Raw genomic sequence first — 12954 nt, 5'->3', positions numbered from 1 at the left:
CACGATGACGAGTCCAGCCGACCCCCAGACCCCGCGCCGCACCCCTTTGCACCGCACTCACCTGGAGCTGGAGGCGGTCTTCACCAGCTTCGGAGGCTGGGACATGCCGCTGCGCTATGAGTCCGACCTGGTCGAGCACCGGGCGGTGCGCACCAGCGCCGGGATCTTCGACCTGTCCCACATGGGGGAGGTCAAGGTCGAGGGCCCGGGGGCCGCAGCGGCCCTGGATCACGCCCTGGTGGGGCGGATCTCCGCGGTGGCGGTGGGTCGGGCCCGCTATTCGATGATGGTCGATGAGGAGGGGGGCATCATCGACGACCTCATCGTCTACCACGTGGGCGATGAGGAGTTCCTCGTGGTGCCCAATGCCTCCAATCGGGCGCGCGTCGCCGTGGAGCTGGTGGGGCGCTGCTCCGGATTCGACGCCAGGGTCACGGACATGTCCCTGGACACCGCGCTGATCGCCGTCCAGGGGCCCCGCGCTCAGGAGGTCCTGGGGCAGGTGGTGGAGTCCGGGGCGGCCATTCCTGCGGCACTGCGACCGGCGCAGGGCTCGGGCGAGGAGGACTGCGGGCCCGATGTGCTGTGCGGGAAGGGCATTCTGGCTCGGCTGCGCTACTACGCGGCCGTGCGCGCCACCGCCGCCGGGCACTCCATCCTCCTGGCCCGCACCGGCTACACCGGAGAGGACGGCTTCGAGCTGTTCTGCGGAGCGGAGGACGCCGAGGACCTGTGGCGGGTCATCACCTCGAGCACGATCACCGGCCCCGGTGGGGACGCCGTGCTGACCCCCTGCGGTCTGGCGGCGCGCGACTCTCTGCGCCTGGAGGCCGGCATGCCCCTGTACGGTCATGAGCTGGCCCCCACGATCACGCCCTTCGACGCCTCCCTGGACGCGATCGTCGCGCTCGACAAGCCGGACTTCGTGGGTCGCGAGGCGCTGGCCCGCCGTCAGGCGCGCCGGGGCTCGCCGGGCACGCAGGTCCTCGTGGCGCTGGTGGGCCAGGGACGCCGCGCGGCGCGCACCGGCAGCACCATCACGGATGATCAGGGCAAGGACCTGGGAACCGTGACCTCAGGGCTGCTCTCGCCCACCCTTGGCCACCCCATCGCCCTGGCCCGCCTGGCGCCCTACTCCTCCGAGGAGCCCGACTGGCCCGTGGGCACGGAGCTGAGCGCCAATGTGCGCGGCAGACTCCTGCCCATGCGGGTGGTCTCCGCCCCCTTCTACTCCCGGCCGCGCTGAGCCGGAGCACATCACTGCTGATCGAAAGGACGATTCCATGGCACGCCAGCCCATCCGCCCCAACCTGCGCTACTCCGCCGAGCACGAGTGGATCGACTCCTCCTCCCCCGCACGCGTGGGCGTCACCGCGGTGGCGGCCGACGCCCTGGGCGAGGTGGTCTTCGTGGACCTGCCGCAACCCGGGGCCGAGGTGAGCGCCGGTCAGACCTGCGGCGAGCTGGAGTCGACCAAGGCGGTCTCGGACCTCTACTCACCGGTGACCGGGGTCGTGGTGGCTGTCAACGAGGCCCTGGAGGAGGACCCGGCCCTCATCAATGCCGACCCCTACGGCCAGGGGTGGCTCTTCACGGTGGAGGTCGGCTCCGAGGGGGACCTTCTCAGCCCCGAGGAGTACGCCGAGCGCTTCGACGCCGTCGTCGAGGGCTGATGGCCTGATCCGACGCTCGGCGGGTCGTGCCCCGGAGCCCGCCGGATCGGGCAGCGGCTATAGATTCCGCGGATTCCGCTCAGGCGCCGGCAGCGGCCTGGTATCGCTCCACGATCAGCTCGGTGAGCAGCCGGTGGGCGCCGATCGGCTCGGCGAGCACGTCGGCGACCTGGCGCAGCGTGGAGTAGAAGTATCCCGGCGCCAGCAGGTAGGGGGCGATGGCCACGTGCCGGGCGCGGTCCCGCGCCGCGGCGACGGCCTGCTCGACCGTGGGCGATGCGGCGGCGATGAAGCCCACCTCGACGGGCCGGCCCAGCTCGGCGGCCAGCAGCTCGCCCATGGCCAGCCCCTGCGCCTGGCCCTGCGGGTCGGATGTGCCGGCCACGGCCAGGACGATCCCGGTCTCGGGATCCTGAGCGCTCGCGCCGGCCTCATCGAGGCGCTCGGCGAGGATGCGCGCCAGGCGCGGATCGGGCCCCAGGGTGTCGGCCGCCAGGGCGCGTCGACGCTGGACCGCCGAGCCGATGTCCTTGCGCACGTGGTAGCCGGTGCTCAGCAGCAGGGGCACGACGATCCCGTCGATCGACTCATCGCGGGTCGCGGCGCTGGGGGCGCAGGCCGCCTCGACCGCGGCCGCCACGGTGGGCTGCTGAACATCGACGTAGGACTCACGCACCTCGACCCCGGCCAGCTGCTCGCGCACGTCCATGAGGATGCGACGGATGACGTCCCGGCCTGCCCGTCGCCGTGTGCCGTGGGCGCAGCCGATGAGCACCGGGGCGCCGGCGCCGGTGAGGGCCTGGGGAACGTGGCGGGGCATGGGCAGGGCCTCGCGCCCCGACCCGTGGGGGCGCGCCGGTGCCGGCGGGGTCAGGAACCCCTCGGCGGCCGTGCGGCCCAGCGCGATGACGGCGGGGAAGGTGATGCCCTCATCGATCACGCGCTGGGCGAGGGTCTCCAGGGTGGCGTGAATGGTGCGCTGCTCGGGCATGGTGGCGCTGTGGACGACGGCGGCCGGCAGGTCCGGGCTGATGCCCCCCAGGAGGGCCTGCGCCTGGAGGCGGGGCAGCCAGTCCACGCCCATCATGAGCACGGTGGTGGTGGCCGGATCGGCCAGAGCGGCCAGATCGGCGGGCCCCAGGTCCCCGTGGGCGTTGACGATATGGACGGCCACGGCCGTGCCGCGCTGGGTCACGGGAACATCCCCTGCCGCGGGGCCGGCGATCGCGCTGGTGACGCCGGGCACCACCTGGACGGGCACGCCGGCCGCGCGGCAGGCCAGGACCTCCTCGCCGCCCCGGCCCAGCAGGAAGGGGTCGCCGCCCTTGAGGCGCACGACTCGCCGACCGGCCAGCGCCCGCTCCACCATGAGGGCCTCGATCTCCGCCTGGGGCACGCTGTGGTGGCCCGGCATCTTGCCGACCTCGATGATCTCGACGCGCTCATCCAGCCGGTGGACCAGGCCGGCCGGCCCCAGGCGGTCGACCACGACGACATCTGCCTGCTCCAGCAGCGCCAGGCCGCGCACGGTGATGAGGTCCTCCGCCCCGGGGCCGCCGCCCACCAGGGCGACGGATCCCGGCTCCAGGACGGCTCGGCTCAGATCGCTGCTCCTCACGGGGTGCTCCTGTTCATCGTTGCCCCGGTCCGGCCCAGGATAGCTGGATTGACGACGGTTGGACGGGCCGGGTGGCTCAGCCCTGCTGCTTGCGCCGCTGGGCCAGGGCGGCATCGTTGAGCGCCGCCTGGGCGAAGGCGGCGCCGGGCCTGGCCACAGAGCCGAAGGAGGCCAGGTCGCGGCGGAAGACGACGGCGGCGAACCAGTCCATCATGATGCGCACCTTGCGGTTGACGGTGGGCATGGCGTAGACGTGGTAGCCGCGGTGGGCCGTCCAGGCGGTGAAGCCGCGCAGGTTGCGCCCCATGATGCGGGCCACGCCCTTGCCGATGCCCAGGGACGCCACCGTTCCGATGTTCTCGTGGGCATAGGCCGCCAGGGGCTCATCGCTCCGCGTCAGCACGGACACGAGGTTGTTGGCCAGGACCGTGGCCTGTCGCACGGCGTGCTGGGCGGTGGGGGCGCAGGTGGCGCCCTCCTCCTCGCTGGTGACATCCGGGACCGCCGCGCAGTCGCCGGCCGCCCAGGCTCCCTCGATCACCTCGCCCTCGCGGGCGACCTGGAGGGTGGGCAGGGTGGTGACCCGCCCGCGGGACTCGATGGGCAGGTCCGAGTCGGCCAGCACCGGGGCCGCCTTGACGCCCGCGGTCCACACGATCGTGTCAGCGTCGAACTCGCTGCCATCGGACAGGACCACGTGGCCATCGACGCAGGAGGTCAGGAAGGTGTTGAGCCGCACGTCGATGTCGCGCTCGCGCAACTGCTCCAGGCCGTAACCCGAGAGCTCCTCGGTCAGCTCGGGCAGGATGCGGCGCGAGCCCTCCACCAGGATGAAGCGCACATCGTCCTGCTCCACCGAGTCGATGGTGGACACGAAGGCCCGGGCCATGTCCTCCAGCTCGGCGATGGCCTCCACCCCGGCGAAGCCGCCTCCGACGAACACGAAGGTCAGCAGGCGCGCCCGGCGCTGGGCGTCCCAGGTGGAGGCGGCGTCCTCGATGCGCGACAGGACCCGGTTGCGCAGGGCCAGGGCCTCCTCGACCTGCTTGAACCCCAGCGCCTGCTCGGCCAGGCCGGGGATGGGCAGGGTGCGGGCCTCGGCGCCCAGGGCCAGGACGAGGTGGTCGTAGCCGATGCTGTAGGGCTCGGGAGCCTCATGCGTGGACTCGGGCACCGGAGGGGTGATGGTGATGGTGCGCGAGGCGTGGTCGATGCCGGAGACCGAGCCGGTCAGGATCGTGCACCCGGCCAGGGAGCGGCGGTGGGAGGCGATGACGTGGCGGGGCTGGATGGATCCGGCGGCGACCTCCGGCAGGAAGGGCTGGTAGGTCATGTAGGGCCTGGGGTCGATCACGGCGATCTCCACCTGGTCGGTGCCCAGGCGCTCGCGCAGGGCGCGGGCGGTGCAGAAGCCCACGTAGCCGCCGCCGGCGATGACGATGCGCGGAGGGCGCCCGGCGCCCTCCCGGGTGATCTGCTCAGCGACGGCGGGGCGGGCCGGGCGGGCGGCCAGGGCAAGCGCGGTGCCGGCGGCCAGGAGACCGGCGGCTGACAGCGCGAAGGCGGTACGACGACTCATGCGCTCAATTTAAGGGCAGCCTTAGTAGCCATGACAGCCAGGACCTTGATCCCAGGACGTGGTTCCCATCACATGACGTCGCACCACAGTGCACGCCGTCGGTCGAATATGTGCACATATGAGCAGTCCCGGATGAGCCGTGTTTGTGAGCGGCTTTCGAGCGGCTAAGGTACGCCAGGGGCTGATACCTGCGTCACAGAGGACGGAGGGCGGCCCTACTGTCCACACGATTCTGCTGCCAGGTGTGCGGCAGTCCCCATCATCCCCGCATCGCGCTGAATGGAGCCATTGTGAGCACAACGACCGCGACTGCGCCCGCAGTCGGCAGACGGCGCGCCAAGGACGATCGCGTCCTGGGCATCGCATTCATCATCCCAGCCACAATCGGCCTGGTCACCTTCTTCCTGTGGCCCCTGATCAGGGGGATCTGGCTGTCCTTCACCGAGTACAACCTGCTGACCCCCGAGCAGTTCAACGGCCTGGCCAACTACGAGCGCATGGTCTTCGACGCGATCTTCTGGAACGCGGTGTGGGTGACCCTGCAGTACGTGATCATCAACATCGGCGTCCAGACGATCCTGGCCCTGGCCCTTGCCGTGCTCATGCAGCGACTGACCCAGTCCACCCTGGTGCGCTCCATCGTGCTGACCCCCTACCTGGTCTCCAATGTCGTGGTGGCGATGCTGTGGCTGTGGATCCTGGACAACACCCTGGGCATCACCAATGAGCTCATCACCGCCCTGACCGGGGAGAGCGTCAACTTCTTCTCCTCGACCATGGCCATCCCCACCATCGCCCTGATCAACGTGTGGCGCCACGTGGGCTACACGGCCCTGCTCATCTTCGCCGGGCTGCAGGCCATCCCGGGAACGGTCTACGAGGCCGGCAAGGTCGACGGCGCCTCGGAGTGGACGATGTTCTGGCGCATCACGGTGCCGCTGCTGCGCCCCATCCTGGCCCTGGTGCTCATCATGACGATGATCGGCTCCTTCCAGGTCTTCGACACCGTCTCGGTGACCACCGCCGGAGGCCCGGTCAACGCCACCCGGGTGCTGCAGTTCTACATCTACGACATGGCCTTCGGGCGCTTCCAGTTCGGCTACGCCTCGGCCATGGCCGTGGGGCTGCTCATCGTCCTGGCCGTCATCACCATCGCCCAGTACCGCATGACGCGCGCTGGCCAGACGGACCTGGACTGAGAGAGGACAGACAATGAGCAACGCGACGACCACTGCCTCACCGGCCTCGAGCGCCCAGGCGGACAAGCCCGGCCTGAACCTCGGCCGCATCCTGGCCTGGGCGGCCATGATCCTGTTCATGATCATCACGCTGCTTCCCTTCTACTGGGTGCTGCGCACGGCCCTGTCCGCCAATGCGGGCCTGGCCTCCGACCCCACCTCGCTCCTTCCCGTGGACGCCAACCTGCGTGGATTCGCGCGCGTCTTCGGGCTGCAGACCATCGAGGAGGCCCAGGCCGACGGCGGCTCGGGCGCCCAGCTCAACTTCTGGGTCTACCTAGGCAACTCCGTGATCGTGGCCACCCTGGTCACGGTGGGTCAGGTCTTCTTCTCGGCCATGGCCGCCTACTCCTTCGCCCGCCTGCGCTGGAAGGGGCGCGACACCGTCTTCACGATCTTCCTGGCCGCCCTCATGGTGCCCTCGATCTTCACCCTGCTGCCCAACTTCGTCCTGGTCAAGCAGCTCGGGCTCATCGACTCCCTGCTGGGGGTGGCCCTGCCGACCATGTTCATGACGCCCTTCGCGGTGTTCTTCCTCAAGCAGTTCTTCATGAACATCCCCCGGGAGCTGGAGGAGGCCGCCCTGCTGGACGGCGCCTCGAAGATCCGCGTCTTCTTCCAGCTCATCCTCCCCATGGCCAAGGCCCCGATCACCACGCTGGCGATCCTGACCTACATCACCGCCTGGAACGACTACTTCTGGCCCCTGCTGGTCTCCTACACGGACTCCTCGCGGGTCCTGACCGTGGCCGTGGCCGTCTTCAAGTCCCAGGCCCCCCAGACCGGGCCCGACTGGTCCGGCCTCATGGCCGCCACGCTCGTGGCCGCCCTGCCGATCATGCTGCTGTTCATGGCCGCGGCCAAGCGCATCGTCAACTCCATCGGCTTCACCGGAATCAAGTGAGGTACCCATGACTCCCCTGCCTTCATCTCGCTCGCGCGGCCGCGACACGGCCGCCCCCCTACTGACCCGCCGCACGGCCCTGGGCGCGCTGGGCGCCCTGACCGCCGCGGCCGGCGCGGCCACCCTTGGCGCCTGCTCCCCTCAGCGCTCGGCCGGCGACCCCAACACGATCGATTACTGGCTGTGGGATGCCGGGCAGCAGCCCGCCTACGAGAAGTGCGCGGAGGTCTTCAAGGCCAAGACCGGCATCACGGTGCGCATCACGCAGATCGGCTGGGATGACTACTGGACCAAGCTGACGGCCGGCTTCATCGCCGGCACCGGCCCGGATGTCTTCACCGACCACATCGCCAAGTTCGCCCAGTTCGTCGACCTCGATGTCCTGGTGCCCCTCAACAAGCAGGCCGCCTGGGCCGATGTTGATGAGGAGGCCTTCCAGGAGGGCCTCATCGACCTGTGGAAGGGCGAGGACGGCAACCAGTACGGCTGCCCCAAGGACTGGGACACCGAGGCTGTCTTCTACAACAAGGACATGGTGGCCGAGGCGGGCCTGACCGAGAAGGACCTGGCCACCTGGTCCTGGAATCCCGACGACGGCGGCACCTTCGAGAAGATCCTGGCCCGCCTGACCGTGGACCGCAATGGCGTGCGCGGGGATGAGAAGGGCTTCGACCCCAAGCACATCGCCACCTACGGCATCGGGATCCAGGATGCCGGCTCCAATGATGGCCAGACCCAGTGGAGCCCCTTCACCGGCTCGATGGGCAATGACTGGCTGTACACGGACAAGAAGACCTGGGGGACGCGCTACCGGTATGACGACAAGGAGTTCCACAAGACCCTCGACTGGTACTTCGGCCTGGTCGACAAGGGCTTCATGAATCCCAACGGCGCCTTCTCCGACGCCACGAGCACCGACGTCCAGCTCGGGTCCGGCAAGGTGGCCATGTCCATCCACGGCTCGTGGATGTTCAACACCTTCGCCCAGTTGGACCTCAATGTGGGTGTGGCCGCCAACCCGGTGGGCCCCAGCGGCTCCTCCGCCTCCCTGTTCAACGGGCTGGGGGACTCCATCTCCAAGCAGTCCACGAAGATCGAGGCGGCCTCGAAGTGGGTGGCCTTCCTGGGCACCGCTGAGGCCCAGGACATCGTGGCGGAGGCCGGGGTGGTCTTCCCGGCGATCTCCTCCTCCTCGGACAAGGCGATCAAGGTCTTCCAGAAGACCGGGCTGCCCACCGAGCCCTTCACCCAGCATGTGGAGAACGGGACGACCTTCTACTTCCCGCTGACCTACTTCGGCGCCGACGTCAAGGCCATCGTCACCCCGGCCATCGATGCGGTCTGGGCGGACCGGGTTCCGGCCTCAACCCTCACCGAGTACAACGAGCAGGTCAATCTCCTGTTCGAGACCTCCTCGCACACCGAGTAGCGGCCGGCGGGAGCCGCCGTCGCAACGGGACTGATCGTGGGGCTGGGTGCGGCATTCCGCACCCAGCCCCACGATCAGAGTGTGCACAGATAGGTGGGATGTGGTGCTGCACGGTGGCGGGCATGAGGGCCTGCAGAAGTTGAGGTGTCGAATCTCGCTTCATGGTCCAGGAGAGTCCTCACGCCCGCTGCTCCATTCTCAGGCCACGGCATCCCCCTGGGGTGGTGATCGCCGGGGCGAACCAGCCCCCGCTGCTGCAGGCCGACTTGGAGGCCGGGTGGTTCAGTCGTCGGTGGTGTTGAGGGTTTGGACCTCGGCGACGGGGATGGAGGTCTCGGTGCGGGTGGAGACTACTCCCAGTCCGCCGCTGGTGCCGTCCGAGGCGGTGAAGGTGGTGTGGTAGTTCACCGAGACGGTCAGGGGCGTGGTCCCGCCCAGGTGGGCGCTGGAGCGGGTGAAGACCAGGGTGCAGTTGCTGGTCGCGTTGCTCGGCAGGTCGGAGGTCCAGGGCCGGCCGAATCCGGTGCACGTGGCCTGGCTGTCCGGGGCCTCCAGCTTCAGGCCGGTGGAGGCGGCCGTGACCTGGGCGGAGGAGGTGCCGGCCGTGGCGGTGGCCCGAACCTCGCTGGGAGTCTCGCCCGTGGCCCATACCCAGGTCTCATAGCCCACGACGGTGGCCTCGGAGCCATCCAGGCGGGGATTGCGGTCGATGGTGGGCGGGGGGATGGTGATGGCCTTCATGGCCGCCCGCGCCAGGGTCTTGCCGTCCACGGGCGGGATAGGAGGCGGTGAGCCGGCGGGGACCCACTTCGCGTAGACACGGCCTGGTGCGAAGGCCTTGACGGCCGCCCTGAATTGCTCGTCATCCTCGGCGCGGGTTCGGTCGCAGAACGACTTGTACCACTGCCCGGCCTGACCCACGTAGGACTCCGCGCCCGGGTAGAGCTTGTTGCGCCTTTCATCCCGCGTCTTCTCAGACCATTTGAACCGATCCTTGAGGTCATCATAGAGTTCGATGACCTGCTCATTGGTATACGAGGGCTTGTAGTAGCAGATCGGTTTGACCGTGGTCTCCACGCTGCCTGAGGTGGTGGTCGCTCCGCCGCCACCACCCGATGAGCCACCGGAGGCCGACGTCGACTCCACCGAGACGGTGATCGTCACCGAGCCATCAGCGGACTCCTCAGAGGACCCGCCGGAGTTCGTCCTCATAGCGTGCGCCGGGGTGCCAATACTCTGACACAGAAGAAGAATGAACGCCATGACGGCCATCATGGGCGAAGAGAACATGTGTCGAAAGCGCATCAGCATGTCTCCACCGACCCTCCGTCGATACTGAGAACGATCCATTTACCCCCTACATTGCTCATAACGATCTGATCCAACTCATATGTGGATCCATCCGTTCGCTGGACTTCCTGACCCGTCTCATCGACTCGCTTCATGCGAGTGTAATCGCTGCAGGTCTGCACCGTTGCCTCATCACCGCCCTGGGCGACATCAACCGAGAGGACCTCGGCCGTATACGAGCCCTCATAATGAGTCCCGGAGGACTGCAACTCGCTGTAGAATGAACGGTAGTTGTCCAGAACGGTGCCGGTCATCAGCGGTTCAATGCTCTCGATTCCGCTGACCTCCCTCGCCCCCTGCCAGGTGCGCGCGTCATAGGTGACGTAAGCCTTGAGAACCTCGACCTGCTCTGCACTGAGGTCCTCCGGAATGCCGGTGACGGTGTACTCGATGTCGGGTTGGGAGAGCTCTTCGGCAGTGATGGTCGCGGTAGCCGCACTGGAGTCGCCTGACGCCGCGGAGGAGGCACCGGTCGAGACTGGTGCTCCTGAGGGGCCGGCGGAGGCTGATGGGTTGGCGGAGGGGTTGTAGCTGGGCAGTGATGCCTCGGAACCGGCGTTCTGCCCGGATGAGCAGGCCACAAGACTGGCGGCCAGAGCGGCTGTCGCCGCGACGGCCAGTCCTCGCTGCGATGACGCGGATGATGCGCTCATGACGCTCCTCCCAAGGATCGGAGACACGAACCTCGCCGTAATATACTCGTGACCTCCCGCCTGTCCACCCCTTCGCCTCGCCCATCAATCCACGCAGCCTCTTAGTCTTACTGCCTGCACCTGCTGACATGTAGAGCAACACTCCATGCTGTTCGCCTGACCCACCAGACGCGCACCGTCCCGACCCTCGAAGGAATGGTGCCCACACACTGAAGTCGACCACAGCCTGCCACCGGCACGTTATGCTCATCACATGCATATCGCGCTCGCCAGTGACCATGCCGGCTACCCGCTCAAGCGTGAGATCGCGGCCTGGCTCGAGGACCAGGGGCACACGACCAGTGACTTCGGGGCTCCAGGCACCCAGGCCGCGGACCTGTCCGATCATGTCTACCCAGCCGCCCTCGCGGTGGCGCGAGGGCAGGCTGAGCGCGGGATCTTCGTGGACGGCGTCGGCTACGGCTCTGCCCTCATCGCCAATCGGGTGCATGGGCTGACAGCGGTGGTGTGCCAGGATCCCTTCTGCGCGGGACTCGCCCGGGAGCACACCGACTCCAATGTGCTGTGCCTGGGGGGCAAGATCATCGGCTCGGCCATCGCCCTGGAAATCGTGCGGGTGTGGATGACCACCGACTTCCTGGACGAGCCCAAGTACCGCAGGCGCGTGGCCAAGGTCGAGCAGATCAGCGATCGGCACCTAGTGCGGCTGGAGGACCTGCCCGATCCGGGCCTGTGAGCCATCAGCGCAGCCCCAGGATCGCTCCGGTGGTGGTGTCGACGTCGATGTCCTGGGCCGCCGGATGACTGGGCAGGCCAGGCATGGTCGACAGGTTCCCGCAGATGGCGTAGACGTAGCCGGCCCCGGCGGCCAGGCGCACCTCGCGCACGGGCAGGCGCCAGCCGGTGGGCGCGCCCTTGAGGCTCGGATCGGCGGACAGTGACAAAGGCGTCTTGGCGATCAGGACGGGCAGGTTGCCGAAGCCATCAGCCTCGTAGGCCTCCAGCAGGCGGCTGGCCGCCGGCTGGTAGTCCACGCCCTGGGCGCCGTACATCGTGGCAATCGCGGAGATCTTGGTGCGCAGGTCGTCATCAGCGCGGTACAGGGGTTGAGCCTGGCCGGTGGACTCCCGGCAGGCGTCCACAACGGCCTGAGCCAGTTCCTCGCATCCTGCGCCCCCATCGGTCACGGGCCGGGAGGCGGCCACGCGCGCGCCCGCCTGGCGGGCGATGGCCCTGATCTCCTCGATCTCGCAGTCGTGATCGGTGGGGAAGACATTGATGGCCACCACCGGGCTCAATCCCAGTCCCCGCACGATCTCCAGGTGCTTGAGCAGGTTGTCGGCGCCGGCCCGGACATCCTCGGCACTGGGCGCCAGCATCTCCTCGGGCAGATCCTTGCCCGAGACCACGCGGTGGCGGCCGCTGTGCGCCTTGAGGGCGCGCACACTGACCACCACGACGGCGACCCTCGGGCTCATGCCGGAGCGCGCGCACTTGACATCGATGAAGCGCTCCAGCCCCATATCCGCGCCGAAGCCCGCCTCGGTGAGCACATAACCGCCCTCCCCCACCCCTTGGGCGGCCAGGCGGTCGGCGATGATGGAGGAGCAGCCGGTGGCGATGTTCCCGAAGGGGCCGGTGTGGAGCAGCACGGGCACGCCCTCCCCTGTGCGCAGGAGATTGGGCTCCAGCGCCTCGCGCAACAGGGCGCACATCGCTCCGGCGGCGCCCAGGTCCTCAGCGGTGACCCAGCCGATGCGCCCCTTGGCGATGATGATGCGCCCCAGTCTGGCGCGCAGGTCGGCCAGACCGGTGGCCAGGGACAGGATGACCATGACCTCGCTCGCCGGGGTGATGTCGAAGGAGGCCTGGCGGGTCACGCCATCCGTCGCGGCGCCCAGCCCGGTGATGATGTGGCGCAGCGAGCGGTCATTGACATCCAGGACCCGCGGCCAGGTGATGGTGCGCTCCTGGATGCCCAACTCATTGCCGTGGTGGAGGTGGTTGTCGATCATCGCCGACAGCAGGTTGTGGGCGGCCGTCACGGCATGGAAGTCCCCAGTCAGGTGGAGCCCGGCCTGCTCGGCGGGAAGGATCCTGGCCTGGCCCGCTCCGCCTGCCCCGCCCTTGATTCCGAAGGTCGGTCCCATGGCGCCCTGCCGCAGGGTCAGGACCGCGCGATTGCCGATGCGGGCCAGTCCCTGAGCCAGCCCGATGGCGGTGGTGGTCTTGCCCTCCCCGAAGGGCGTCGGGGTGACGGCGGTGACGACGACGTAGTTGGCGCTCTCGGACCGACCGGCGGATGCATCGGCCCCCGCCGGCTCCGCCGGTTTCGGCTCATCCGGGAGGGCAGCCAGATCGATCTTGGCCATCTCCCGTCCGTAGGGGATGACATGATCGGACTGGATGCCGGCACGGGCAGCAAGAGCGACAGGGTCAATGCGCCCGTGGTGGCAGGCGCTGGTGCGAGCCTCATTGATCATCGCGCAAGCCTAGAGCACTCATCGCGA

The 12954-nt window shown here is 68.6% G+C and carries 11 protein-coding genes; 6 read left to right on the top strand and 5 right to left on the bottom strand.

Going from position 1 to position 12954, the window contains the following annotated elements; translation table 11 throughout:
* Positions 1-4 precede the first annotated feature (4 nt).
* Positions 5-1246 carry a glycine cleavage system aminomethyltransferase GcvT gene (gcvT, locus tag EL266_RS07515; protein ID WP_026426772.1) on the top strand — a complete coding sequence of 414 codons (1242 nt, stop codon included), beginning with the start codon at positions 5-7 and terminating at the stop codon, positions 1244-1246.
* A 37-nt stretch (positions 1247-1283) separates the two neighbouring features.
* Positions 1284-1673: a glycine cleavage system protein GcvH gene (gene gcvH / locus EL266_RS07510; RefSeq protein WP_026426771.1), complete on the top strand. Its 390-nt coding sequence runs from the start codon at positions 1284-1286 to the stop codon at positions 1671-1673.
* Between the two features lie 79 nt (positions 1674-1752).
* On the opposite strand, the gene cobA is transcribed toward gcvH, so the two are convergent.
* Together cobA and EL266_RS07500 are read right to left on the bottom strand one after the other, a co-directional pair.
* Positions 1753-3291 carry a uroporphyrinogen-III C-methyltransferase gene (cobA, locus tag EL266_RS07505; protein WP_051281082.1) on the bottom strand — a complete coding sequence of 513 codons (1539 nt, stop codon included), beginning with the start codon at positions 3289-3291 and terminating at the stop codon, positions 1753-1755.
* A 76-nt stretch (positions 3292-3367) separates the two neighbouring features.
* Complete coding sequence (locus EL266_RS07500; RefSeq protein WP_026426769.1) at positions 3368-4870, bottom strand: NAD(P)/FAD-dependent oxidoreductase; 1503 nt, start codon at positions 4868-4870, stop codon at positions 3368-3370.
* 290 nt (positions 4871-5160) lie between these two features.
* Here EL266_RS07500 and EL266_RS07495 point away from each other — a divergent pair, with 290 nt between their 5' ends.
* From EL266_RS07495 to EL266_RS07485, 3 genes are read left to right on the top strand one after another with little or no spacing between them, the layout of a single operon-like run.
* On the top strand, positions 5161-6069 hold the full coding sequence (locus EL266_RS07495; protein WP_026426768.1) for a carbohydrate ABC transporter permease: 909 nt from the start codon (positions 5161-5163) through the stop codon (positions 6067-6069).
* Positions 6070-6082: 13 nt separating this feature from the next.
* The gene (locus tag EL266_RS07490) at positions 6083-7012 is read left to right on the top strand and encodes a carbohydrate ABC transporter permease (RefSeq protein ID WP_026426767.1); all 930 of its coding nucleotides are present in this window, start codon (positions 6083-6085) and stop codon (positions 7010-7012) included.
* 7 nt (positions 7013-7019) lie between these two features.
* Positions 7020-8441 carry an ABC transporter substrate-binding protein gene (locus EL266_RS07485; RefSeq protein ID WP_034514817.1) on the top strand — a complete coding sequence of 474 codons (1422 nt, stop codon included), beginning with the start codon at positions 7020-7022 and terminating at the stop codon, positions 8439-8441.
* Between the two features lie 282 nt (positions 8442-8723).
* Here the strand turns inward: EL266_RS07485 and EL266_RS13510 are convergent, their stop codons facing one another.
* On the bottom strand, positions 8724-9653 hold the full coding sequence (locus EL266_RS13510; RefSeq protein ID WP_084500648.1) for a hypothetical protein: 930 nt from the start codon (positions 9651-9653) through the stop codon (positions 8724-8726).
* Between the two features lie 92 nt (positions 9654-9745).
* The gene (locus EL266_RS07475) at positions 9746-10444 is read right to left on the bottom strand and encodes a hypothetical protein (protein WP_026426765.1); all 699 of its coding nucleotides are present in this window, start codon (positions 10442-10444) and stop codon (positions 9746-9748) included.
* Between the two features lie 253 nt (positions 10445-10697).
* Here EL266_RS07475 and EL266_RS07470 point away from each other — a divergent pair, with 253 nt between their 5' ends.
* A complete protein-coding gene (locus EL266_RS07470) occupies positions 10698-11180 on the top strand; it encodes an RpiB/LacA/LacB family sugar-phosphate isomerase (protein ID WP_026426764.1) in 483 nt (160 codons plus the stop codon).
* A 4-nt stretch (positions 11181-11184) separates the two neighbouring features.
* Here EL266_RS07470 and EL266_RS07465 read toward each other — a convergent pair whose 3' ends face one another.
* Positions 11185-12927, bottom strand: a complete 1743-nt coding sequence (locus tag EL266_RS07465; protein WP_051281081.1) for a formate--tetrahydrofolate ligase — start codon at positions 12925-12927, stop codon at positions 11185-11187.
* Between the last annotated feature and the right edge of the window lie 27 nt (positions 12928-12954).

It is taken from the genome of Actinomyces slackii, assembly GCF_900637295.1.
Lineage (GTDB): Bacteria > Actinomycetota > Actinomycetes > Actinomycetales > Actinomycetaceae > Actinomyces > Actinomyces slackii.
The sequence above is the reverse complement of the archived record's forward strand: the minus strand, read 5'-3'. Positions and strand labels throughout refer to the sequence as shown.

Coding starts and splice junctions, on each gene's coding strand:
- gcvT (WP_026426772.1), top strand. CDS start 5: ATGACGAGTCCAGCCGACCCCCAGACCCCGCGCCGCACCCCTTTGCAC.
- gcvH (WP_026426771.1), top strand. CDS start 1,284: ATGGCACGCCAGCCCATCCGCCCCAACCTGCGCTACTCCGCCGAGCAC.
- EL266_RS07500 (WP_026426769.1), bottom strand. CDS start 4,870: ATGAGTCGTCGTACCGCCTTCGCGCTGTCAGCCGCCGGTCTCCTGGCC.
- EL266_RS07490 (WP_026426767.1), top strand. CDS start 6,083: ATGAGCAACGCGACGACCACTGCCTCACCGGCCTCGAGCGCCCAGGCG.
- EL266_RS07485 (WP_034514817.1), top strand. CDS start 7,020: ATGACTCCCCTGCCTTCATCTCGCTCGCGCGGCCGCGACACGGCCGCC.
- EL266_RS13510 (WP_084500648.1), bottom strand. CDS start 9,653: ATGAGGACGAACTCCGGCGGGTCCTCTGAGGAGTCCGCTGATGGCTCG.
- EL266_RS07475 (WP_026426765.1), bottom strand. CDS start 10,444: ATGAGCGCATCATCCGCGTCATCGCAGCGAGGACTGGCCGTCGCGGCG.
- EL266_RS07470 (WP_026426764.1), top strand. CDS start 10,698: ATGCATATCGCGCTCGCCAGTGACCATGCCGGCTACCCGCTCAAGCGT.
- EL266_RS07465 (WP_051281081.1), bottom strand. CDS start 12,927: ATGATCAATGAGGCTCGCACCAGCGCCTGCCACCACGGGCGCATTGAC.